We start from the raw sequence: 24,523 nt of genomic DNA, 5'->3' as shown, positions 1-24,523 counted from the left end.
GAAAGCGATTCGGAATTAAAATATGAAACGCATTCTATTAACACTAGCTTCTATCTTTCCTTTTTATTTGTCTGCAAATGAAACCCTAGTTGAATCCATTGAACGTTTTACGGATATTTTTTCCGTCAGCTTATCTCAAAATCCAGACAGCGAAAAAACCGTTGCCACTCTTGATATAAACTATCAAATCAATGATAAGTTGCGTGTTTTTGGAGAAGTTGATACTCAAGAATATTGGCAAGCTGGGTTGGGATATTCATTCTGGCAGGGGGATACGTACTACACAGAAAACACAATAAAAGTCAGTGAACATGAGATCACAACAGGCATTTTTGTTGCTAAATTAATTCATGAAAATTGGACACTGCTTGGCGATATTAACTACAACTATATGGATAGAGATTTCGAAGCTTGTCTTCCAAACTTATGCGTGGAATATAAAGCCTCTGACACATTCGATTATAGTGCAGGCGCTCTGTGGAGCCCGATTCAATATGCTGATTTTCTTTACAAATTCAATCAAGAAATCGGATTCAAAAAAGATACCCAAGATTTTTATATCAAAGATGATACTGCAGCGTTCCCTGGATATATTAGAAATGAAACTAGGACCAACATCCATTATCACGAGCTCGCTGTATTCTTTAATTTGAAGTACGTAAAACCGTCTGTCACCTACACTATATACCCTGAAAGTAAAAACTATGTTGAATTCGGCTTAGCCTTCGACTTCTAGTTGTTCAATAGCGCTTTTATCTTCTCTCGTAACTCTTGGTGCTGCCCATTAGTTTGATACTTCTTGTGATAAAAAAACTCGAATTCCACTGGGCGCATCGCAAATGGAGGTTCGTGGATTTGTAAACCGACCGTTTTTGCTAGATGAATCATGCTAACCGGAACGGCAGCAATATAGTCCGTTCCCTTAACAGCTAAGATCAAGTTCGTTAGGTTTCGAACTTCAATTGCCACATCACGTGTGAAGCTCTTTTCAGAGAGAAAGTCGACGATTTGAGTATCTTGTCGGAGTAACTTCAAGGTTACATGCCTAGCCGCAAGAAAATCATCCATAGAAATTTGCTCACGAAACTGACCAACCTCAGGGTCACTCATTAGCAGTAGCCTGTCTGTCGTTGCAAACTCAGACTCTAAACTCGCCTGTTTAGGTAAGCCAGTATCGACCACTAAATCGACTCGGTTTAGTCGGATATCCTCGACAATATTTTCAACAGAAATTGGCGATTCAACTAATTGAACACCGTTAAGCATAGGCATTTTGTGTAGAAGATTTGCTGGCATGTAAACCGTGAAATCTCGCTTTCTGGAGACCGCACCCTCCATAAGTTCTAACGCGCTAGAGAGTTGCCCCGCTAACTTATGAGCCATCGAAGTGGGTTCAATTGAACGCCCTACTCTAACAAATAGTGAATACCCAACTACGGCTTCAAACCTTTTGATTGCGGCGCTAACCGCAGGCTGCGTTAGCTCTAATGATTCTGCAGCTTTAGTTATCGATCTTTGCTGATATACAGAGAGGAATGGCTTTACTAAGTTAAGGTCAAACACGCTTTACTCCATCAAAACGGTGTACTCTTAGTGTAACAAAAAAGCCGAATGCTATAAGCAATTCGGCTTTAATATTATTCAACAGTGTTATGTAGAACTGCTGCTATTAGTGCTCGCGCGTCGCTCGGAACTTAACGTCTGGGAAACGTTCTGAAGCTAGGTTCAAGTTCACCATTGTAGGTGCGATGTAAGACAGGTTATCACCGCCATCTAGCGCAAGGTTAGATTGGTTCTTACGTTTGAACTCTTCCAGTTTCTTAGCGTCATCACACTCAACCCAACGAGCTGTTGCAACGTTAACACCTTCGTAGATAGCTTCTACGTTGTATTCTGCTTTCAAGCGCGCTACAACCACGTCGAACTGAAGTACACCAACCGCACCAACGATCAAGTCATTGTTCTGCATAGGGCGGAATACTTGTACTGCGCCCTCTTCTGAAAGCTGAACCAAGCCTTTTAGAAGTTGCTTCTGCTTTAGAGGATCACGTAGACGAATACGACGGAATAGCTCAGGCGCAAAGTTTGGAATACCAGAGAACTTCAGGTTCTCACCTTGAGTAAAGGTATCACCAATCTGAATTGTGCCGTGGTTATGCAGACCGATAATGTCACCTGCATACGCTTTTTCAGCACGTGCTCGGTCACCCGCCATGAAAGTTACCGCATCAGAAATGCTAACGTTCTTACCGGTACGAACGTGGTTCATCTTCATACCTTGGCTGTAAGTACCAGATACGATACGCATGAAAGCGATACGGTCGCGGTGTTTAGGATCCATGTTTGCTTGGATCTTAAATACGAAACCAGAGAACTTCTCTTCTGTCGCAACAACATCACGCTCGTTAGCTTGGCGAGTTTGCGGTGCCGGAGCCCACTTCGTTAGGCCATCAAGCATGTGGTCAACACCAAAGTTACCAAGTGCAGTACCGAAGTAAACAGGCGTTAGCTCACCAGCAAGGAACAGGTCGTGATCAAACTCAGGACAAGCACCAATAACAAGCTCTAGCTCTTCACGTACACTTTCCGCTAGATCAGCACCTACCGCTTCATCTAGATCTGGGTTATCTAAACCTTTGATGATACGAACTTCTTGGATCTCGTGGCCGTGACCAGATTCGTACAAGATCGTTTCGTCACGGTGAATGTGGTAAACACCTTTAAACTCTTTACCACAACCGATTGGCCATGAAATTGGAGCACAAGCCATACCTAGCTCGCTTTCTACTTCATCAAGCACTTCCATCGGGTCACGAACGTCACGGTCAAGTTTGTTCATAAACGTTACGATTGGTGTATCACGTAGACGCGTTACTTCCATCAGTTTACGAGTACGATCTTCGACACCTTTTGCAGCATCGATAACCATCAAACAAGAGTCAACCGCCGTCAATGTACGGTACGTATCTTCCGAGAAATCTTCGTGTCCTGGAGTATCTAGTAGGTTTACTAGGCAATCATTGTATGGGAATTGCATTACCGACGTAGTTACCGAGATACCACGTTCTTTTTCCATCTCCATCCAGTCAGATTTAGCGTGCTGGTTAGAGCCACGGCCTTTTACGGTACCCGCTTTCTGAATCGCGTTTCCGAATAAAAGAACTTTTTCAGTAATCGTGGTTTTACCCGCATCCGGGTGAGAGATAATTGCAAACGTTCTACGTTTGCTCACTTCTTGTTGGAAAGACATAGTCGCCCTTTGCTGATCTAAAGCGTAAAAAGGGCAAGTAGATAATACTTGCCCTTGAATTCTGTGTGCGGATTATACAGAAAGCGTGTCACTTTCTAAAGGGTCAGTTTACACCCTATTTTTCGCTTACTTTCTGCTTAGCGAAAAGCGACAAGATGACTAGCTAAAAGACATGAAAAGATAGCTCATAATGATGGCGTCTTCTTGTCCTTGCTTGGTTGGGTAATAGTTACGACGACGGTCCACCTCATTAAAGCCGACCTTTTCGTAAAGGTTAAATGCATTCACATTACTTTCGCGAACCTCTAGCCACGCACTTTCTGCGTTTGCTTGTTCACAGATATCTAAGAAGTGTTCAGTCAGCGCCTTACCATAGCCTTTGCCTTGTTGGCTTGGATCCACTGCAATATTAAGTAGCGTCACTTCTCCAACGATATTCTGCGCGAAAAAGTACCCAACCACTTGCCCGTCAACCTCAAGAACACGATGACAAGCGCCACGGCTATCGAGATCTCGGATCATAGTCTCTGACCATGGATGAGAGTGCGCAGCCTGTTCTATCTGCCAAATAGCGTCTAGATGATGGGATGAAGTCGGTAAAAATTGATTAGTCATATGCACAAATTTGTTGCCATAAGTCGCGGCGATGTTGGTTATTGCCATTGATATCAGACAGCAATGGGGATTGCAGTGTTTTTGCTTTGAGCTCTTGAGCAGATTCACACCCAGCAAACCACACCCACTCAACTTCACCGAGTTCGATTGACGTTAGATGTTGAGGCTGAATATGCAGAGCCTGAGATAAATCAAGCTTGATACTTTTCAGCACACGCTCAAACATCACTGCGAGATCGCCCTGAGGTTTTTCAGGAGAAACGAGCAATAGCTTGCACTCACTCGACAGTGGAGTTCGTTTCGATTCATAACCCGCCAAACGTTCTGGGTGGCTAAGCTCCCATTGGCTGATGCCCATCTCTTGCAGGTACTTTGCGTGTGTTTGTGACATATCTAGCGGTTATTACCTTAGGTTAATAGTGAGCGGCTAATTAGAGCAAACTAAAAAGAGCTCATTAGAATTGGGCTGATACTAACAAAAAATAAAGGAGCATCAAGCTCCTTTATTTAGACTAAATCAGTTTGCATCTTATTGTGTTGGACATTGCTTTATAACTCATTGAATTCAGAGCTGTAAGCCACCTCACCAGAATGCCCAGCGAGTGCCCCTTCAACCAGTTCAATGGCTTGGAAAGCACCTTCAGGAACATCCCAAGCGCAGCTTAAACCAAACTCGCTCGCGGCTTTAAAGCCAAAACGACCATAATAAGCAGGATCACCAAGCACGACACACGCTGGGTAACCAAAATCAACCAATGTAGAGAACGCATCTTCAACCAGAGCTTTAGCAATGCCTTGATTGCGAAACTCTTCTTTCACTGCAAGCGGAGCAAGCCCTTGCCAATTATGATCTTCACCATGCAGAGTAATCGGGCTAAACATTACGTGGCCAACCACTTCACCCTCATCAGAGCAAGCCACCAGCGATAGCGTTAAATGACTATTCTCACGTAGGCTCATAACCAGGTTAGCTTCTGCATCCGTTTCAAAAACAGATTTCAATAAACGATCAATGACAAGTATATCTGCCGGTGCTTCAGTTCGAATAAGCATTCATTACCTCACTTTGTGTATCCGGGGATTGTACTCCCTTCTGCACAAAATCAGCTAATTGATTTAACAAAGTTTTCAAGGGAGCTGGCAATAAGTCTAAATCTACGCTGTCCATCAAGTTTTTGACCTCTAAACCGAGCTCTGTATCGCCCTCTATAGACAGTCTACGTTGGAAGAAAAGCGTATCAGGGTCTTCTTTACGACCAGCAATTAACACAAGATCATTGAGATTGCCGCTAAAGCTAACATCTTCAACAACCTCTTTATCAGCTACAACTAGTTGCTCATTTTGGTAGCTAATACACCAACTTAACCCCATATCCTTTATTGAGACTTTAAGCCATTTATCTTCTAAAAACTCAAAGTCGCCGTCTTCTAGCGCTTCTTTGAATACGTTCTTAAGCCCCTCTAACAAGGCTCTTTTTTGTACTGTTTTAGGCAATAATTGGACTGGAGATCGCAAAATTGATGCGGCATTTTGAACTAGTTGAGTGCGAATCTTGTTTATCACGTGACTTATCCGTAACTTTGTCAATAATATGGAATGCATCATAGATGATGTTGAGATCTCAGTTACTGTTATGTATCAAATTAACTTCTGTTTGATGCTCGACCTTTAATATCCTGAAAATCACAGTTATAGTAACTCAGGTAATGAGAATTACAGCGGATCGCTGCACTCACAGGTAAATATCGATAACCACACAAAAGAAATAAATATTTATCGATTGTGAATAATCAAGCTCTTGGAGAATTGGTAGTACTTTGATGCCTCCCCAGCAACTACAACATTGGTTTACTCAGCTAACTGCAAACAGCCCGTTCTTTTTTGCAGTGCTTGATGCTCAACATAACTACTTTATGGTGAATGAGCGTTATTGCGATATTGCTGGTTTAAGCCAAACTGAGCTTGCAGGCATGAACGACCGCCAAACCCTAGGTGAACAATTCTACCAACACCTCAAACCATACTACGAACGAGCATTCAACGGCGAAACCATTGAAGCCGAAGTCACCCTTAACGAAACTGACCTCGACACAAGCCTCCACTTCAGCTTGTCCCCGCTTACCAATGGCAAGAATACCGATTACATCGTCTTTCACGCTTTCGATACATCAGAAAACCAAGTACTCGTCCGTTCTTTAGAAGAATCCGAAGCCAAGTTTCATAAGCTATCTCAGCTACTACCTGACGGGCTACTACTGGTTGAAAACGACTATATCTTGTCGTCTAACCCATCGGCTGCACGCTTGCTCGGTTTTAACTCTCCCACTGAACTCATCGGTGAAGAGTTAGGACGCTTGTTTATCGATGAACAAACCAAAACGGTCTTTAATAATAGCCTCAGCTCTATTATTTCTGAGTCTGGTTTGGTTTGCTTAACCGGTGCTCGATGTGGCTTTGAACGTAAGGTTCAACTCAACATCGACTCGACTGCGATTCTTGGAAGTAGCACTCAGCTTGTACTCATTCAGGACGCTCAAGAGACCACTAAACAATATACGCCTACCAACAGTGAAGATGCCTACATAGACTCACTCACTAAACTCTACAATCGAGTGGGTTTTACTAAGCGTCTGGAACAGTTCATTCACAATGACACTCCGGTTGTCATGATGTATTTAGATATTGATAACTTTAAGAATATCAATGACTCATTAGGGCATCATATTGGCGACAAAGTGATCAAGGAAGTGGCTTCTCGCCTTAAGCGCCTGCTGCCACGCCAAGCTGTGATTGGGCATCTGGGAGGCGACGAATTTGGTATCATTCTGCCAGAGCCTGAACATCCAAGAACCGCAGAAACACTGGCAGAAAAGATCATTTCGCTGATCAATCAGCCCTTTGACCTTCACCACTTCAGTAAACGCCTAGCTTGTTCAATTGGTAGTGTGCGCTTCCCTCAAGACGGCATCGATGCGCGTATCTTGCTACAAAATGCCGATACCGCGATGTACGAAGCCAAAGATCGTGGTCGCAACCGCTTAATTAAGTTCAACGAACAGATGAACAAAGAAGCGCGCATGCGACTGTGGCTTGAGATCGAACTACAAAAAGCACTCCAGCAAAACGGACTTGAAGTTTGGTATCAGCCAAAGGTGAATGCTCGTGATTTTACCATCAATGGTGCAGAAGCTTTGGTCCGTTGGAAGCACCCTGTTGAAGGCTATATTAGCCCAGCAGCATTTATCCCTGTCGCAGAGCGTGCCGGTCTTATCGAACAACTTGGCCGTGTGGTGATGCGCGAAGTCTTTGCAACCGTGAAGCGTTGGAAGATGCAAGGGATCCTGCCAGGTCGTGTTGCAATCAACCTTTCTCCAGAACAGTTTGGCAACCCTAAACTGATTGATTACATGGAGAAACTACTACGCTCTACTGAGCTAGACCCAAGTGCGATTACCTTTGAGCTCACTGAAAGCGCTGTAATGAGTGACAGTGAACACACTGTACAAATGCTTAATGCGATTAAAAAGCTCGGCTTTGCTCTCTCCATCGATGATTTTGGTACTGGTTACTCTTCTCTGTCTTACTTAGCTCGCTTCCCAATTGATGAGCTTAAAATAGACCGTGCTTTCATCTCGGATATCGATACCCTTCCAAAACAGATCACCGTGATTGAAAACATCATCAACCTTGGTAAATCCCTCGATTTAACCGTAGTTGCAGAAGGTGTCGAGACCAGTGAGCAAGCGACCCTCCTGTCGAACCTCAATTGCAGCTCGATTCAAGGCTTCCACTTCTATCGTCCACAACCAAAACAAGATGTCGAAGAGTTGTTCGCACAAAACCGTCGTCATAAGAACTAATTACACGATTCAAGCCCTCTCCTCTTTTCAGAAAAACGACACACAAATCACCACTCGTCAGTACCTCAAACGGAGTAAAAGCAGATTTATCCATCTAAACCTGCCTTACATCAATTCTGTCATTCATAATTCTTCATAAAATGCCCGCTTCAACTTAATTCTACTGGTAGTGAGCAAATGGAACTCTTATGCCCAGCGGGTAACTTACCTGCTTTGAAAACCGCCATTGATTGCGGTGCGGATGCTGTTTATATCGGATTCAAAGACGATACCAATGCCCGACACTTTGCAGGCCTTAACTTTGCGGGTAAAAAGCTCGATCGTGCTGTGCAGTATGTACATGACCACAACAAGAAAATTCATGTTGCTTTAAATACGTTTGCTCACCCAAATGGCTTCGAACGTTGGACTAACGCCGTGGACAACGCAGCCGCTCTGGGTGTTGATGCACTGATCATCGCTGACATCGCTGTGCTTGAGTACGCTGCAAACAAATATCCAGACCTAGAACTGCACCTATCAGTTCAAGCTTCTGCAACCAATGCCGCTGCGATCGACTTCTACCACAAGAACTTCAACGTAAAACGTGTCGTACTGCCACGCGTATTGTCGATTCATCAGGTCAAACAGCTTTCTCGCAACATCACTTCTGACGTTGACCTCGAGGTATTCGCTTTCGGTAGTTTATGTATCATGGCTGAAGGTCGTTGCTACCTATCTTCATACATGACAGGTGAGTCACCAAACACGGTTGGCGCTTGTTCTCCGGCGAAATACGTTCGCTGGCAAGAGACTGAAACCGGCCTAGAATCTCGTTTGAATGAGATCCTTATCGACAAGTATGTGGCAGGTGAAAATGCAGGCTACCCAACATTATGTAAAGGCCGTTTTGAAGCGGATATCGACGGTGAACGTAAGCGCTACCATGCACTCGAAGAGCCAACGAGCCTTAACACGCTATCCATGCTGCCTGAATTATTCGCCGCTAATGTCGCTTCAGTGAAAATTGAAGGTCGTCAACGCAGCCCTGCTTATGTAGAACAAGTGACTCGTACTTGGCGTGCTGCCATCGACCGCTACTTAGCAAACCCTGAACAGTACCAAGTAGAACAAGCTTGGAATGCGACACTGGCGAATGTATCTGAAGGTACACAAACCACGCTTGGCGCTTATCACCGTAAATGGCAATAGAGCCAACTGGAGAACTCAATGAAATACGCATTAGGCCCTCTACTTTATTTTTGGCCAAAACAAGACGTTGAAAGCTTCTATGAGCAAGCAAAATCAAGCTCAGCAGACATCATCTACCTAGGTGAAGCCGTATGTTCAAAGCGTCGCGAGATGAAAGCAAAACACTGGATGGACATTGCTAAAGAGCTGTCTGCATCAGGTAAGCAGGTAGTTCTGTCGACTATGGCGTTGTTGGAGGCACCTAGCGAAGTCAATATCATGAAGAAGTACATTGATAACGGTGACTTTTCCATTGAAGCGAACGATGTATCTGCTATTCAACTGGCGAGCGAAAGCAAAGTACCATTCGTAGTAGGCCCAGCAGTAAACACTTACAATGCACGCACGCTGAACTTATTCTTAAAGCAAGGTATGACGCGTTGGTGTATGCCGGTCGAGCTTTCTCGTGAATGGCTGAGCAATGTGATGACACAGTGCGAAGAGTTGAACATCCGCAACAAGTTTGAAGTCGAAGTGTTCAGCCACGGCTACTTACCGCTAGCGTATTCAGCTCGCTGCTTTACGGCTCGTGCAGAGAACAAAGCTAAAGATGATTGTGAGACCTGCTGTATCAAGTACCCAACAGGCCTTCAAGTTGAGAGCCAAGAGGGTCAGTCTGTCTTCAACCTTAACGGCATCCAGACTCAATCTGGCTACTGCTACAACTTGGTGAATGACTTGCCAAACATGCATGACTTAGTGGATGTGGTTCGTTTAAGCCCACTTGGCGTTGATACCTTCTCTGAAATCAATAACTTCAGAGCCAACGAACAGGGTCAAAACCCAATGAAGATTGAGAGCCGCCAGTGTAATGGCTACTGGCATCAGCTTGCAGGTTTAGACGTTAAAAACATCTAAATACTAGTTTCAAAACGAAGCGATTTTCAAAACGAAAAAGGTCTAGCACATGCTAGACCTTTTAGTTTGTCTCAAGAAAATCGACCTATGCCGTTGCGGTTTCCATCGGCGAGGCGTCGAGCTTCTTTACATCTTTGTAGAGCATCACCATCACCACCGCGCTCAACGCGATATTAGACAGTGGATACGCAATCCAGATCCCCGGCACACCATACAACTTAGGCATAATGTACAGGAACGGCAGTTGAATCAGCATGTTACCTACCGTCACGAACATAGCCTTACTACCTTTGTTCACCGCCTGGTAGTAAGCCCCCGCAACCACTAAGAAGCCATCAAGCGCCAATGCGAACATGTGCAGTCGAATACCCAATACGGTGTACTCAACTAGCTGAGGTTCGTCCGAGTTAAACACTGAAACAAACTCACGTGGGAACACGTTCAATAACAATACAAACGCGAAACCAATCAAGACAGAACTCGACATAGCAATCTTAAGCAACTTGCGAATATTCGCTTGGTTACGTGCACCATGGTTGTAGCTCACCAATGGCTGCATACCGTTAGCGATACCTTCCGCAGTTAGGTAATAAACCGTCACGATGTAGCCCAAAATAGCGTAAGCACCAATCATCAACTGGTCGCCATATTGAGAGAACAAAGCGTTGTGCAATGCCACCATCATTGAGCCATAAGCGTACATAAAGAAGCTTGATGTACCAATCGCGAAAATCTGTGGGATTACCGCAAGCTTCAATCTCAACTCACTCCAACGTAAACGAAGGTTTGCACGACGTGAGAAAAAGTAAGCGAGACCCAAAGCCGTTACCACAAACTGAGCAATCGCTGTAGCCAATGCCGCGCCCATCAATTCCCATCCAAATAGGGCGATAAGCAGGTAATCCAGAACGATATTAATGACCGCACCAATAATCATCAGGATAGTCGCTAGGTTCGGGCTATCGTCGTTGCGCAGTAGAAACGGCATCGCGATGGAACCCAAGGTAAACACGCTGGCGCCAATCAAGATGTGTAAGTACTGCAAACCAAGTTCATACACTCGCCCTTCTGCGCCCTGCCAAAGCAAAAAGTTATCGGCAAACAGATACAGCAATATAGAAACAATGGGGGTTATGGCTAACAACAAAGTCAAACCCGTAGCTAAGATCTGCTTAGCACCTTGAGTGTCTTTTTCACCTTGGCGAATCGATACCAGCGCTCCAGTACCGACACCCACCAGCATACCTAGGCCAAGAATCGAACCGATCACCGGCCACGCGACGTTGATACCCGCTAGCCCATCAGCGCCGACATAACGACCAATAAAGATGCCATCCACCACTTGGTAGAGGCCATTAACCAGCATCGCCGCTACCGTTGGGATTGTGTATCGCCAAAATTGACGACTAATTGAGTTACTCATTTCTTACTCTACTTTCATTGTGAGTCACATATCAGTGGGATATGACTCGATAAATTAGTTAATAAGGCTAACTAAATATCTAAATTAATTACTTCAACGCTTTGTCTAATAACTGGTTCAGTTGCTTAGACTCTTGATCAGACAAACGACTTTCCAGTATTTGTGCCATCACTTGATAGATCTTGCTCTCTTCTTCTAAACCTAGTTCTGCTTTATGCGTCAGTACCACGAGTTTAGATCTCGCGTCTTCCAGTGACGCCTTACGCTCCACAAGGCCTTTTCTCTCAAGCCTTTGTACCATAGTGGTTGCTGAAGGCTTGGTCACCTGCATTTCAATAGCAAGGTCGGTCAGTCGAATCGGCTCAGGAGACGCCTGAATCACCTTCAAGTAGTCATATTCGTTGAAGCTCAACTGGCAGATAGGATCTTCATTTACCTGTGTTCGCCATACTTTCGAGGCGAAGCGTTCTATCTTCTCTAAATTCTGGTTTAGCATACTCACCCAATCAAAGAATGGCATTTAGTTAGCGAAGCTAACTATTTTAATCCTATTTAAATAAAAAGCAATCCAAAACGAGACAAAGATCATAAAAAGTAGGCACAAAAAAGCCGCTGACTGGCAGCGGCTTTGATAGTAAAAATGATCTATTTAGCGAGCATCAGCTTCTTGCTCTGCTTCAGCCAGCTTAGCCTGAGCGAGGTGCTCTGCTTTTAGCGTAGTGAAAATACGGCTTAACTCTAAGAAAGAGTAACGATGCTCTACGTATTCAAATACGTTAAAAGAGACCGATAACTTATACAAAGAGATCGCATTCGCGTAGTCGCCATTCATGTGGTAACGCTTAGCCAGATAGAAGTATGTCTCGGTTAAGCGCTGTGCAAGCAACGTATTGTCACGAGTACCTGTTAAGATCGCTTTGAATGCCTGCTCTTCAGTGATGTCATCGAGCATGATAGCGACCAATACCCAGCCCCACTGCTCGTCATGATTCTCATAACGTTTTTGCAGGTCAAGCTTAGCTTGTTCAGGCGTTAGCTCATGCTGAATGATGTATAACCAAAGCGCGCGGAATGGATCACTCGGATCATCGGCGTAGTGCTTCATCATCTCTTCATTAGCTAAGTCGTAACGCTCACCATAATAGAGTGCGATAGCGCGGTTTCTCTCTGCATATGAATTCGCAGGATCAAGCTCGAGCGTAGAATCGAAAGATTCATAAGCCGCATCAAACTCTCCTACTTGCGTGAAGTAGACACCCAAAAGGTTGAAGATATCAGGCTGAGCTGGGTTCAATGAAAGCGATTGATTAAAGTCTAAACGCGCTAAATCCCTCAAGCCGACACTGTCGTAGTAGTTACCACGTTCAAACAGCATCTTAGCTCTAACTTCATCATTCAGATCTGGGCGCTGCAGTAGCTGACTCAAACGTGCAATCTGAACTTCTTGCTGGACGCTCGGTTGTAAAGGCACAGCCATTGGCGGGTAAACCCAACTTGAGGCGTTATCTGATGTTGTTGCACAACCAGTTAGTACAAGCAGTAAACACATACTCGCGGTTTGAAACCATTTCACAAATAATTACTCCTGTTATGACCGCAATTAAAAAGGGGAGCGATATGCTCCCCTTTATAACATGCTTTGTTGACGATAGGTTAAAAATCACTAAAAAGCGATATTACTATCGACACACTGAGAATTACTCAGCAGCAGGTGCTTCGCCTTCAGCTGGCGTTTCAACTGCTTCTTTCATGCTTAGACGTACACGGCCTTGACGGTCAATCTCAAGAACCTTAACAGGCACTTCTTGACCTTCAGTTAGGTAGTCAGACACTTTCTCAACACGCTTGTCCGCGATTTGAGAGATGTGTACTAGACCATCTTTACCTGGAAGGATAGTTACGAATGCACCGAAGTCAGCTAGGCGAGCAACTTTACCTTGGTAAATGCGGCCAACTTCAACTTCAGCTGTGATCTCTTCGATACGACGGATAGCTTCTTTAGCAGCAGCGCCTTCAGTAGCAGCAATCTTGATTGTGCCGTCATCTTCGATTTCGATTGTAGTACCAGTTTCTTCACAAAGAGCACGGATAACTGCGCCGCCTTTACCGATAACATCTTTGATCTTATCAGAGCTGATTTTCATTGTGTGGATACGTGGAGCGAATTCAGAGATCTCTTCACGAGCACCAGAGATAGCTTCATCCATTACAGAAAGGATGTGCTTACGTGCACCTTGCGCTTGGTTAAGAGCAATTTGCATGATCTCTTTAGTGATACCTTCGATCTTGATGTCCATTTGAAGTGCAGTGATACCGTCGTTAGTACCTGCTACTTTAAAGTCCATGTCACCTAGGTGGTCTTCGTCACCAAGGATGTCAGAAAGAACAACGAAGTCGTCGCCTTCTTTAACAAGACCCATTGCGATACCCGCAACAGAAGACTTAATTGGAACACCAGCATCCATAAGTGCTAGAGATGTACCACATACAGAAGCCATTGAAGAAGAACCGTTAGATTCAGTGATTTCCGATACAACACGAACTGTGTATGGGAACTCATCAACAGAAGGCATTACTGCAGCGATACCACGCTTAGCTAGTTTACCGTGGCCGATTTCACGACGCTTAGGAGAACCTACAAAACCAGTTTCGCCAACACAGTATGGAGGGAAGTTGTAGTGTAGTAGGAAGTTGTCTTTACGCTCGCCTGTTAGCTCATCGATGATTTGAGCATCACGTTGTGTACCAAGCGTAGCAGTAACGATAGCTTGAGTTTCACCACGAGTGAATAGAGAAGAACCGTGAGTACGTGGAAGAACGCCAGTACGAACGTCTAGTGCACGAACCATGTCTTTTTCACGGCCATCGATACGTGGGTTACCAGCGATGATGCTGCGACGTACAACAGTTTTCTCTAGGTCGTGGAAGATAGAGTGAACTTCTTTTAGGTTCACTTCTTCGTCTTCAGATACTAGTACTTCGTTAACTTCAGCCGCGATCTCGTGGATACGGTCGTAACGAGTCATTTTCTCTGTGATTTGGTACGCTTCAACTAGCTTAGCTTCTGCAAGCTCAGCGATGCGAGTGTTAAGAGCAGTGTTCTCTTCTGGAGCAACCCAATCCCATGCAGGAGTAGCAACTTCAGCTGCGAATTCGTTGATCGCGTTGATAACAACTTGTTGTTGATCGTGACCAAATACTACCGCTGATAGCATCTCTTCTTCTGTTAGGTTGTCTGCTTCAGACTCAACCATTAGAACCGCACCAGCAGTACCAGAAACAACAAGGTCAAGCTTAGACGTTTCTAGCTCAGTGTTGCTTGGGTTAAGTACTAGTTGACCGTCGATGTGACCAACACGTGCTGCACCGATAGGACCGTTGAACGGGATACCAGAGATAGCAAGTGCTGCAGAAGTACCGATCATTGTTACCATGTCAGGCTGAACGTCTGGGTTTACAGACATTACTGTAGCGATAACTTGAACTTCGTTCTTGAATGCATCTGGGAAAAGAGGACGAATTGGACGGTCGATTAGACGAGCCGTTAGAGTTTCGCCTTCTGATGGACGACCTTCACGCTTGAAGAAGCCACCTGGGATTTTACCAGCAGCGTATGTACGCTCTTGGTAGTTAACCGTTAGAGGGAAAAAGTCTTGACCTTGTACCGCTTCTTTTTTACCAACAACAGATACGAATACTGAAGTATCGTCCATTGTTACCATAACTGCTGCAGTAGCTTGACGAGCAATAACGCCAGTTTCTAGAGTAACTGTGTGGTTACCGTACTGAAACGTTTTTACAACTGGTTTCTCAAACATTGTATTTCCTTTATCTAAAGATTGTTCTTTAGAGTCAGTAAGTTGAAACCCAAAAATCACCAATCGCGACTAGTCGAAGCAGACGGAATTGATTCGCTGTATCGAAAAAATACAGCATACATCCACTTTGAATAGTCGCGACCTATTGGCCGACATCTGTGACTGTAACTTCTGGGTCGTATAATACCTATACAGTTAGCTGTACAGGCGAGGCATAGTATAAACTATTTTTATATACAGGGATATTTTCGTACTGAAAAAGCTCCGTGAAATAGTTCAAACTCTGTCTTTCAGGTACAAAAAAAGGAGCAATAAATGCTCCTTTTTCTTCAAACAGTCTTTGCAGACATCGCTATTAGCGACGTAGGCCTAGGCGCTTGATTAGGTCTTGGTAACGAGAAAGGTCTTTACCTTTCAGGTAGTCAAGAAGCTTACGACGGCTAGAAACCATACGTAGAAGACCACGACGGCTGTGGTGATCGCCTTTGTGAGCTTTGAAGTGACCTTGTAGGTGGTTGATAGAAGCAGTAAGTAGTGCTACTTGTACTTCTGGTGAACCTGTGTCGCCTTCAGAGCGCGCGTATTCTGCAACGATTGCTGCTTTAGTTTCTGCATTCAGAGACATAATTCTCTCCTGATAAGAGTAGTTTAATATTTGTAGCAGCCAATCTCTGATTCAGCCGCTACGCGAGCCGAGGATTATAGGGAAGTTTGTCAGTTGGTGCAATAACAATCGATGGCCTTAGAAACGAAAAAAGCGAAGCGCTTAAATTAAGCGTTCGCTTTCTATTTTATTGATTCGCTTTTCAAAGCAAAACACCAATACCTAACTCGGTTGCAGCGTTATGCTTGTGGCTCTTCATCTCTGAAAACAACCAAACGTTTTGGTGCAACTCGACCATCGTCAGCTATCTGAGCAACACCAACAAACAGCTTATCTTCACCGCTTGTCATGCGAACCGTACCTTCTGTTGGAGCACCAGCAACTTGAACAGGCATACCATGCTGAACTAGGTCAGTCAGCTCCGCATTCAAATTAACTTCTGGTAGGTCTTCGACGGCCGTGTCCATTGGCATTAGTAGCGGATCAAGCAGCTCTTTAGGTGCAATATCTTGCTCCTGTGCTTGCTCTAAGATCTCGTTGAGCTGCTCTAATGTTACCATGCGCTCGTAAGGGTATTTCGCAACACCAGTACGACGAAGCATAGTTACGTGAGCACCACAACCAAGCATTTCACCAAGGTCATCCGTGATCGTTCGGATGTAAGTGCCTTTCGAACAGTGTACTTCCATCTCAACTTCATCACCTTCAAAGCGAAGCAGATCAATCGAGTAAACAGTGATCTTACGTGATTCACGTGGCACTTCGATACCTGCACGAGCGTACTCGTACAGTGGCTTGCCTTGGTACTTCAATGCAGAGAACATTGACGGAACTTGGTCAGTTTCACCCTTGAAGCTTTCAATGCAACGCTCAAGTTGCTCTTGAGTTACATTCACTTCACGAGTTTCAACCACTTCGCCATCAGAGTCTGAAGTATTGGTACGCTCACCAAGCTTAGCAATCACAACGTAGCGCTTATCAGAATCTAGAAGAAACTGAGAGAACTTCGTTGCTTCGCCAAGACAGATTGGCAGCATGCCAGTCGCAAGAGGATCCAGTGCACCTGTGTGCCCCGCCTTCTCTGCAAAGTAAATACGCTTTACTTTTTGCAGTGCATCATTAGATGAAATGCCGGTTGGCTTATCTAACAGAATTACCCCGTTAATAGGGCGACCTTTACGACGGCGAGCCATTACTCTTCGCCCTTAGACTGAGTTTCGTCAGTGCGGCCTGCTGCTTCTTGCTTACGCTTGTCGTCATTCAGAACTTCACTTACTAGGTTAGACATACGCATGCCTTCTACTAGTGTGTTGTCGTAAGTAAAACGTACTTCAGGTGTTAGACGGTGACGAATACGCTTGCCTAGCGCCATACGGATTGGCACTTCGTGCTCTTTAAGAGCAGCAAGGCATGATTCAGGTGTTTGCTCACCAATACATAGGAAAGTAACGAAAACTTTTGCGTACGCAAGGTCACGAGACACTTCTACGTCTGAGATCGTTACCATACCGATACGTGAGTCACGAACTTCACGTTGTAGGATAAGAGCAAGCTCTTTTTGAAGCTGCTGAGACACACGTTGTGTGCGGCTAAATTCTTTTGACATTTTCTTTTCTCACTTAGAAAGATGGGGGGCTTGGTAATTACCAGCCCCCCATGGTGTATTCAACAACCGATTACTTCTTACCTTTACTAGTAATGTTAGTAACCTTAGTCAATATGTCGAGTCGTACAGACGATTAGTCTAGAGTACGTTTAACCTCAACGATTTCGAATACTTCGATCTGGTCACCAACGCGTACGTCGTTGTAGTTCTTAACGCCGATACCACACTCGTAACCATTCTTAACTTCTTGAACGTCGTCTTTGAAGCGACGAAGTGACTCTAGTTCACCTTCGTAGATAACAACGTTGTCGCGTAGTACGCGGATTGGGTTGTTACGCTTAATTACGCCTTCAGTAACCATAGAACCAGCGATCGCGCCAAGTTTAGGTGACTTAAATACGTCACGTACTTCAGCAAGACCAATGATCTCTTGTTTGAATTCAGGAGCAAGCATACCGCCCATTGCCTGTTTCACTTCGTCGATCAGTTGGTAAATGATTGAGTAGTAACGTAGATCTAGGTTTTCGTTCTGAACCGTGTTACGCGCAGTTGCGTCAGCACGAACGTTGAAACCAAGGATGATAGCGTTAGAAGCTGCTGCAAGTGTTGCATCAGTTTCAGTAATACCACCAACACCAGAACCTACGATGTTCACTTTAACTTCTTCAGTTGATAGTTTCAGTAGAGAGTCAGCGATTGCTTCTACAGAACCTTGAACGTCAGCTTTTAGTACTACGTTTAGTTCAGCAACTTCACCAGCAGCCATGTTAGAGAACATGTTCTCTAGTTTCGCTTTCTGTTGACGAGCTAGTTTAACTTCACGGAATTTACCTTGACGGTAGTTCGCAACTTCACGAGCTTTACGCTCATCACGTACTACTGTTGCTTCATCACCTGAAGCTGGTACACCAGAAAGACCTAGGATCTCTACTGGGATAGAAGGACCTGCTGTCGCTACTTCTTTACCGTTTTCATCGCGCATTGCACGAACACGGCCGTACTCTTGACCACAAAGAACGATGTCGCCTTTGTTTAGAGTACCAGACTGAACTAGGATTGTTGCAACTGGACCGCGGCCTTTATCAAGACGAGATTCAACAACAACACCAGATGCCATGCCTTCTTTAACTGCAGTCAGTTCAAGAACTTCAGACTGAAGAAGGATTGCTTCTAGAAGACCATCGATGTTTGTACCCTGTTTAGCAGAGATGTGAACGAACATGTTCTCACCGCCCCATTCCTCAGGGATTACGTCGTATTGAGCTAGCTCATTCTTAACGTTGTCTGGGTTTGCACCTTCTTTATCGATCTTGTTCACAGCAACAATCAGAGGAACGCCTGCCGCTTTCGCGTGCTGGATCGCTTCGATTGTTTGTGGCATTACGCCATCGTCTGCTGCAACAACTAGTACAACGATATCTGTCGCTTGAGCACCACGAGCACGCATTGCAGTAAACGCCGCGTGTCCAGGAGTATCAAGGAAAGTGATCATGCCGTTGTCAGTATCTACGTGGTAAGCACCGATGTGCTGCGTGATACCGCCAGCTTCGCCAGAAGCAACGTGTGCTTTACGAATGTAGTCAAGTGTCGATGTTTTACCATGGTCAACGTGACCCATGATAGTAACAACTGGAGCACGACCTTCAGCGATAGCATCGTTATCACGATCTGCTAGTACTGCTTCTTCAAGCTCGTTTTCTTTACGTAGGATTACCTTGTGACCCATTTCTTCAGCAACAAGTTGTGCAGTTTCTTGGTCGATCACTTGGTTGATAGTCGCCATAGCGCCCATCTTCATCATTACTTTGATAACTTCAGTTGCTTTAACTGACATTTTGCTAGCCAGTTCAGATACAACGATAGTTTCGCCGATAGCAACGTCAGATTTAGCAACAGTTGCTGACTTATCGAAGCCTTGCTGCATTGAAGTTGGTTTAGCAAGCTTACCTTTAGCACCACGACCACGTTGGTTACGACCACCACGGTTGTTGCCAGGTTGGTTAGCTGGAGCTGCTTTCTTTTTACGACGACGAGGCGCTTTTTCTTCTTTCTGGTCAGCTGCATCTTCAGCTTCACGAGCGTAAGTAGAAGTTGTCACGTGGTAGTCCGCAGACTTCTCTTGTTCTTTCTTCTTCTGCTCTTCTTCAGACCAGCGCGCTTCGTTCTCTTCAGCTAGCTTACGAGCTTCTTCAACTAGCTTCGCCGCTTCAGCTTCAGCTTTACGCTGTGCTTCTTGCTCTTGACGAGCTTTTAGTTCATCCGCTTCTTTTTTCGCTTGTGCGTTAGCGTCTGCATTTTTTGAATTCATGTCTTTTTTAGCCTTTTCAGCTTGGGCGCGTTGAGCTTTTTCTTCAGCTTCACGTTTTGCATCCGCTTCACGTTTTGCTTTCTCATCAGCTTCGCGCTGTGCTTTCTCTGCAGCTTCACGTTTCGCAAGCTCTTCAGCTTCTTTACGTGCTTTCTCTTCCGCTTCACGCTTCGCTGCTTCCTCAGCTTCACGTTTCGCTTCATCTTCAATAGCGCTGCGCTTCACGTAAGTACGCTTTTTACGTACCTCTACTTGAACATCCTTACTCTTACCGCCTCCAGCGGCAACACTTAGCGTGCTGCGGGTCTTGCGTTGAAGAGTTAAACGAGTCGGCTCTGCTTCACCAGAAGTATCGCCATGCTCCTTTTTAAGGTGCGTTAGCAATGTTTGCTTCTCTGAATCAGTTACTTGATCCGACCCTGATTTCTTCATGCCTGCATCAGCAAGTTGTTCAATTAAGCGGTCAACTGGCGTACCAATCTCTTCACTCAGTGCTTTAACTGTTAATTGTGTCATACCGCTTTCTCTCCTTGCTGAATTATTCTTCGTCGCCGAACCAACAGATGTTACGTGCAGCCATGATTAGCTCACCGGCACGTTCTGCAGTTAGGTCTTCAATGCCTTCTAGTTCATCAACGCCTTGGTCAGCTAGGTCTTCCAATGTTGCCACGCCTTTTGCTGCAAGTTTGTAAGCCATTTCACGCTCTAGGCCTTCAAGTGCTAGCAAGTCTTCAGCTGGTTCAACACCGTCAAACGTCTCTTCTTTCGCAAGTGCTAGAGTCGTTAGTGCATCTTTTGCACGGTTACGTAGTTCTTCTACGATGCCTTCGTCTAGGCCATCAACTTCAAGAAGTTCGTTTACTGGTACGTAAGCAACTTCTTCTAGTGTAGAGAAACCTTCTTCAACAAGTAGCTGAGCGAAGTCTTCTTCGATGTCTAGGTGCTTCATGAAGTTTTCAATTGAAGCAACTGCTTCTTCTTGATGTTTCTTCTGAAGGTCTTCAACCGTCATTACGTTCAGTTCCCAACCAGTTAGTTGAGATGCTAGACGTACGTTTTGACCGCTACGGCCGATAGCTTGTGCTAGGTTGTCCGCTTCAACAGCAATGTCCATTGAGTGTGCATCTTCATCAACGATGATAGAAGCAACGTCAGCTGGAGCCATTGCGTTGATTACGAACTGAGCTGGGTTATCATCCCAAAGAACGATATCGATGCGCTCACCACCAAGTTCGCCAGAAACCGCTTGTACACGTGCACCACGCATACCAACACACGCACCCACAGGGTCAATACGCTTGTCGTTTGTTTTAACAGCGATTTTAGCACGAGAACCTGCGTCACGTGCAGCACCTTTAAGTTCGATTAGCTCTTCACCAATCTCAGGTACTTCAACACGGAATAGCTCAGCTAGCATTTCTGGCTTAGAGCGAGTAATGAATAGCTGGAAGCCACGAGCTTCAGGTTTAACTGCGTATAGAAGACCACGTACACGGTCGCCTGGACGGAAGTTTTCACGAGGAAGTTGGTCATCACGTAGGATTACCGCTTCAGCGTTGTTACCTAGGTCTAGGATGATAGTGTCACGGTTAACTTTCTTAACAACACCTGTTACTAGCTCACCTTCGTTGTCGATGAACTGCTCAACGATTTGAGCACGCTCAGCTTCACGTACTTTTTGTACGATAACTTGCTTCGCAGTTTGAGTCGTAATACGGTCAAACGTTACTGACTCGATGTCATCTTCAATGAAACCGCCAAGTTCGATCTCAGGATCGTCAATCTTAGCCGCTTCAAGAGAAATCTCTTTTGTTGGGTTTTCAACAACTTCAACAGCTTCCCAGCGACGGAAAGTTTCGAAATCACCTGTTTTACGGTCGATTTCAACACGAACTTCAATTTCTAGTTCGCTCTTCTTTTTTGTTGCCGTTGCAAGCGCGATTTCAAGCGCTTCAAAAATACGCTCACGAGGAACTGCTTTCTCATTAGAAACAGCTTCTACTACCGCCAAAATTTCTTTGTTCATTAATCTAGCCTCTTAAGCTCTTCTCTCTAGGAGAACTAAAATTTAGGGATCAGGTTCGCTTTCGCAATATTGCTCAGGACGAATTCTTCTTCTTGTCCTTCAACTAATACTTTTACTGTCTCGCCTTCAATAGATTGGATATCACCTTTCCATTTACGACGGTTGCCGACAGCCATTTTCAAAACGATGCTTACCTCGTGACCAATAAATTGTTGGTAATGCTCTGCTTTGAACAGTGGTCTCTCTAAACCTGGTGAAGACACTTCAAGGTTATAAGCCACTGAAATTGGATCTTCAACATCCATTACGGCACTTACTTGGTGACTAACTTCAGCGCAGTCGTCTACATTGATGCCGTTTGGAGAATCGATGTAAATACGTAGCGTTGAGTGCTCACCAGCACGAATAAATTCTAATCCAACTAACTCATAACCTGATGCTGCTACTGGAGCGTCAAGCATTTCAGTAAGTTGTCTTTCTAAACCAGTCATTTAACCACTCCAGAAACAAAAAAAGGGCTCAAAGCCCAATTTAAATTCCAAGCAAACATTATCTAAACGCATTTACAAATGCTTAGATAACAAAAAACCCCGTATAAGCCGGGGTTTTTGTTGCTGGACCCTTATATGCTAAGTGCCATCACATTCGATATCACACTTAACTCACAGTGAGGTTCACACTGTGCAAACTTGCTACCAATCAAGACTAAATATAGCACTTAAAATTGGTTGCGGGAGCCGGATTTGAACCGACGACCTTCGGGTTATGAGCCCGACGAGCTACCAAGCTGCTCCATCCCGCGTCCGACTTGCGAGCATTATACGCCCAACAAGATGTTTTACAAGTTTGTAAACATGGTGCCGAGAGAGGGACTCGAACCCTCACACCCTAAGGCACTAGCACCTCATGCTAGCGTGTCTACCAATTTCACCATCTCGGCATCAAATCTTTACAGATTATTGTGGAATCTCGTCGCCTTGCGCCGGAACTTCACTCACTGCATCTTCAGCTTGCTGGATAACCTGACCTTGAGTCGGGTCCATCCACTGTGACTCAGTTTTATGTGTAGACATATTACCAAGTACTAAGCTAAGGACAAAAAATGTAGTTGCAAAAATTGCAGTCATTCGGGTTAGGAAATTTCCTGAGCCACTAGCACCAAACACAGTGTTTGAAGCGCCAGCACCGAAAGAGGCTCCCATATCTGCGCCTTTACCTTGTTGAATCAACACTAGGCCAATTACACCAAGCGCTGCCAACAGGTAAATCACAAGTAGAACTGTAAACATTTTTCCACCTATGTTCCTAATTGTTGAGCCAGCGCCGTTCAAAAAAGTTATTTTTAAGAACAAGGCTAGCGACCTCCTAACTGAAGGCCGAGCAATACTAGCGAATGCGGCGATGGCTGACAAGGAGAATTTGCTAAAAAATAAGCCTTTACCAAGTGAACGGTTAAAAAAAGGCCAAAAGCGACACAAAACTCATTTATGCCCCTTTTGAACACTCTATAATTCAACCGTTTTTGCGTACAGGCACTCTTGATGGTGCCTGCTGAGTAAAGCTCTAAATTAACAGTTTGCTTTTACTGCATCTGCAATCTTAAGTGCTGAAGCTTGAACTAAATCAGCATCTTCACCTTCAACCATTACGCGCAATAGTGGCTCTGTACCAGACTTACGTAATAATACACGGCCCTTCTCGCCAAGCTCAGCTTCTACTTCTACAACAGCTGCTTTTACCGCCTCAGCTTCCAGTGGGTTTGAATCACCGCTGAAACGAACGTTTTCTAAGACTTGCGGGTATAGCGTCATGCCCTGAGACAGCTCATTCAATGTCATTTCACTGCCAACCACTGAAGCAAGAACTTGCAGTGCTGCAACGATAGCATCACCAGTAGTCACTTTATCTAGCAGGATAACGTGACCTGAGTTTTCAGCACCGATCTTCCAGCCTTTTGCTAGCAGTTGTTCCATTACGTAACGGTCACCAACTGCAGCGCGCACGAATGGAATACCTAGCTGCTTAAGGCCGTTTTCCATACCTAGGTTGGTCATCAGCGTACCAACAACACCACCTTTAAGCTCACCACGACGCAATGCATCGCGAGCAATAATGTAAGCAATTTGGTCACCATCAACCTTGTTACCTAACTCATCAACCATGATGATACGGTCACCGTCACCATCAAAGCCAAGGCCTAGTGCAGCTTTCTCTTCTAGCACTTTCGCCTGTAGAGCACGAACATCCGTCGCACCCACTTCGTGGTTAATGTTGGTACCGTTTGGTTCAACGCCAATAGCTACAACCTCAGCACCTAGCTCTTTGAATACCGCAGGAGCAATGTGGTAAGTCGCGCCATGAGCACAGTCGACAACAATCTTCATGCCAGCAAGTGTCATTTGATTCGGGAACGTGCTTTTACAGAATTCAATGTAACGACCTGCCGCATCGTTTAAACGAACTGCTTTACCAAGTTCAGAAGAGTCAACACACTCAATGTCTTTATCAAGTTCAGCTTCAATCGCCAGCTCGATATCATCTGGAAGTTTAGTACCTTCAGAAGAGAAGAATTTAATACCGTTATCGTAGTAAGGGTTGTGTGAAGCCGAGATTACGATGCCCGCTTCAGCACGGAATGTTTGTGTTAAGTAAGCAACAGCCGGAGTTGGCATAGGACCAGTAAATGTAGCTTGAAGACCAGCAGCAGCAAGGCCAGCTTCTAATGCAGACTCCAACATGTAACCAGAAATACGCGTATCTTTACCAATAATAACTTTCTTTGTACCTTGCTTTGCAAGTACACGACCAGCAGCCCAGCCAAGCTTCAGAACAAAATCAGGTGTGATCGGGTACTGGCCTACTTTGCCACGCACACCATCTGTGCCGAAATAACGTCTTTTATCAGACATAGTGATTTTCCTTAA

Annotated in this window: 22 protein-coding genes and 2 tRNA genes; 4 read left to right on the top strand and 20 right to left on the bottom strand. The window is 44.9% G+C overall.

Going from position 1 to position 24,523, the window contains the following annotated elements; genetic code table 11:
- Positions 1-22: 22 nt before the first annotated feature.
- Positions 23-736, top strand: coding sequence for a hypothetical protein (locus tag L0991_00855; protein ID XGB62633.1), 714 nt, complete (start codon positions 23-25; stop codon positions 734-736).
- Here the strand turns inward: L0991_00855 and L0991_00850 are convergent.
- From L0991_00850 to L0991_00825, 6 genes are all read right to left on the bottom strand, one after another.
- Positions 733-1,563, bottom strand: coding sequence for a LysR family transcriptional regulator (locus tag L0991_00850; GenBank protein ID XGB62632.1), 831 nt, complete (start codon positions 1,561-1,563; stop codon positions 733-735). The two genes, L0991_00855 and L0991_00850, sit on opposite strands and share 4 nt — an antisense overlap.
- 106 nt (positions 1,564-1,669) lie before the next feature.
- Positions 1,670-3,250: a peptide chain release factor 3 gene (prfC, locus tag L0991_00845; GenBank protein XGB62631.1), complete on the bottom strand. Its 1,581-nt coding sequence runs from the start codon at positions 3,248-3,250 to the stop codon at positions 1,670-1,672.
- Between the two features lie 159 nt (positions 3,251-3,409).
- Positions 3,410-3,865: a ribosomal protein S18-alanine N-acetyltransferase gene (rimI, locus tag L0991_00840; GenBank protein ID XGB62630.1), complete on the bottom strand. Its 456-nt coding sequence runs from the start codon at positions 3,863-3,865 to the stop codon at positions 3,410-3,412.
- Positions 3,858-4,256 carry a DNA polymerase III subunit psi gene (locus L0991_00835; GenBank protein ID XGB62629.1) on the bottom strand — a complete coding sequence of 133 codons (399 nt, stop codon included), beginning with the start codon at positions 4,254-4,256 and terminating at the stop codon, positions 3,858-3,860. Before L0991_00835 ends, rimI begins: the two co-directional genes overlap by 8 nt.
- A 158-nt stretch (positions 4,257-4,414) precedes the next feature.
- A complete protein-coding gene (locus tag L0991_00830; GenBank protein ID XGB62628.1) occupies positions 4,415-4,918 on the bottom strand; it encodes an N-acetyltransferase in 504 nt (167 codons plus the stop codon).
- On the bottom strand, positions 4,902-5,429 hold the full coding sequence (locus tag L0991_00825; protein XGB62627.1) for an SCP2 domain-containing protein: 528 nt from the start codon (positions 5,427-5,429) through the stop codon (positions 4,902-4,904). The genes L0991_00830 and L0991_00825 overlap by 17 nt, the downstream gene beginning before the upstream one ends.
- Positions 5,430-5,686: 257 nt before the next feature.
- On the opposite strand from L0991_00825, the gene L0991_00820 reads away from it, so the two are divergent.
- From L0991_00820 to L0991_00810, 3 genes are all read left to right on the top strand, one after another.
- The gene (locus tag L0991_00820; protein XGB62626.1) at positions 5,687-7,726 is read left to right on the top strand and encodes an EAL domain-containing protein; all 2,040 of its coding nucleotides are present in this window, start codon (positions 5,687-5,689) and stop codon (positions 7,724-7,726) included.
- A 177-nt stretch (positions 7,727-7,903) separates the two neighbouring features.
- Positions 7,904-8,917: a U32 family peptidase gene (locus L0991_00815; GenBank protein XGB62625.1), complete on the top strand. Its 1,014-nt coding sequence runs from the start codon at positions 7,904-7,906 to the stop codon at positions 8,915-8,917.
- Positions 8,918-8,935: 18 nt separating this feature from the next.
- Complete coding sequence (locus L0991_00810) at positions 8,936-9,814, top strand: U32 family peptidase (GenBank protein XGB62624.1); 879 nt, start codon at positions 8,936-8,938, stop codon at positions 9,812-9,814.
- Between the two features lie 85 nt (positions 9,815-9,899).
- On the opposite strand, the gene L0991_00805 is transcribed toward L0991_00810, so the two are convergent.
- From L0991_00805 to glmM, 14 genes are all read right to left on the bottom strand, one after another.
- On the bottom strand, positions 9,900-11,237 hold the full coding sequence (locus tag L0991_00805; GenBank protein XGB62623.1) for an MATE family efflux transporter: 1,338 nt from the start codon (positions 11,235-11,237) through the stop codon (positions 9,900-9,902).
- A gap of 88 nt (positions 11,238-11,325) precedes the next feature.
- On the bottom strand, positions 11,326-11,733 hold the full coding sequence (locus L0991_00800; protein ID XGB62622.1) for a MarR family transcriptional regulator: 408 nt from the start codon (positions 11,731-11,733) through the stop codon (positions 11,326-11,328).
- Positions 11,734-11,886: 153 nt separating this feature from the next.
- Positions 11,887-12,810 carry a lipoprotein NlpI gene (gene nlpI / locus L0991_00795; protein XGB62621.1) on the bottom strand — a complete coding sequence of 308 codons (924 nt, stop codon included), beginning with the start codon at positions 12,808-12,810 and terminating at the stop codon, positions 11,887-11,889.
- A 124-nt stretch (positions 12,811-12,934) separates the two neighbouring features.
- On the bottom strand, positions 12,935-15,055 hold the full coding sequence (pnp, locus tag L0991_00790; protein ID XGB62620.1) for a polyribonucleotide nucleotidyltransferase: 2,121 nt from the start codon (positions 15,053-15,055) through the stop codon (positions 12,935-12,937).
- A gap of 355 nt (positions 15,056-15,410) precedes the next feature.
- The gene (rpsO, locus tag L0991_00785) at positions 15,411-15,680 is read right to left on the bottom strand and encodes a 30S ribosomal protein S15 (protein XGB62619.1); all 270 of its coding nucleotides are present in this window, start codon (positions 15,678-15,680) and stop codon (positions 15,411-15,413) included.
- A 218-nt stretch (positions 15,681-15,898) separates the two neighbouring features.
- Positions 15,899-16,852 (bottom strand): tRNA pseudouridine(55) synthase TruB, encoded by a 954-nt coding sequence (gene truB, locus L0991_00780; protein XGB62618.1) that lies wholly within the window; start codon positions 16,850-16,852, stop codon positions 15,899-15,901.
- Complete coding sequence (gene rbfA / locus L0991_00775; protein ID XGB62617.1) at positions 16,852-17,265, bottom strand: 30S ribosome-binding factor RbfA; 414 nt, start codon at positions 17,263-17,265, stop codon at positions 16,852-16,854. Before rbfA ends, truB begins: the two co-directional genes overlap by 1 nt.
- Before the next feature lie 133 nt (positions 17,266-17,398).
- Positions 17,399-20,089 (bottom strand): translation initiation factor IF-2, encoded by a 2,691-nt coding sequence (gene infB, locus L0991_00770; GenBank protein ID XGB62616.1) that lies wholly within the window; start codon positions 20,087-20,089, stop codon positions 17,399-17,401.
- 22 nt (positions 20,090-20,111) lie between these two features.
- The gene (gene nusA / locus L0991_00765) at positions 20,112-21,599 is read right to left on the bottom strand and encodes a transcription termination factor NusA (GenBank protein ID XGB62615.1); all 1,488 of its coding nucleotides are present in this window, start codon (positions 21,597-21,599) and stop codon (positions 20,112-20,114) included.
- A gap of 35 nt (positions 21,600-21,634) precedes the next feature.
- Positions 21,635-22,090 carry a ribosome maturation factor RimP gene (gene rimP, locus L0991_00760; protein ID XGB62614.1) on the bottom strand — a complete coding sequence of 152 codons (456 nt, stop codon included), beginning with the start codon at positions 22,088-22,090 and terminating at the stop codon, positions 21,635-21,637.
- Positions 22,091-22,324: 234 nt separating this feature from the next.
- Positions 22,325-22,401: transfer RNA gene (locus tag L0991_00755), tRNA-Met, on the bottom strand.
- Positions 22,402-22,454: 53 nt separating this feature from the next.
- Positions 22,455-22,539 (bottom strand) — tRNA-Leu (locus L0991_00750).
- A gap of 16 nt (positions 22,540-22,555) precedes the next feature.
- Positions 22,556-22,888, bottom strand: a complete 333-nt coding sequence (gene secG, locus L0991_00745) for a preprotein translocase subunit SecG (GenBank protein XGB62613.1) — start codon at positions 22,886-22,888, stop codon at positions 22,556-22,558.
- A gap of 279 nt (positions 22,889-23,167) precedes the next feature.
- Positions 23,168-24,508: a phosphoglucosamine mutase gene (gene glmM, locus L0991_00740; GenBank protein ID XGB62612.1), complete on the bottom strand. Its 1,341-nt coding sequence runs from the start codon at positions 24,506-24,508 to the stop codon at positions 23,168-23,170.
- Positions 24,509-24,523 lie beyond the last annotated feature (15 nt).

This window comes from Vibrio chagasii (genome assembly GCA_041879415.1).
GTDB lineage: Bacteria > Pseudomonadota > Gammaproteobacteria > Enterobacterales > Vibrionaceae > Vibrio.
This window is presented reverse-complemented; position numbering and strand designations above follow the sequence as displayed.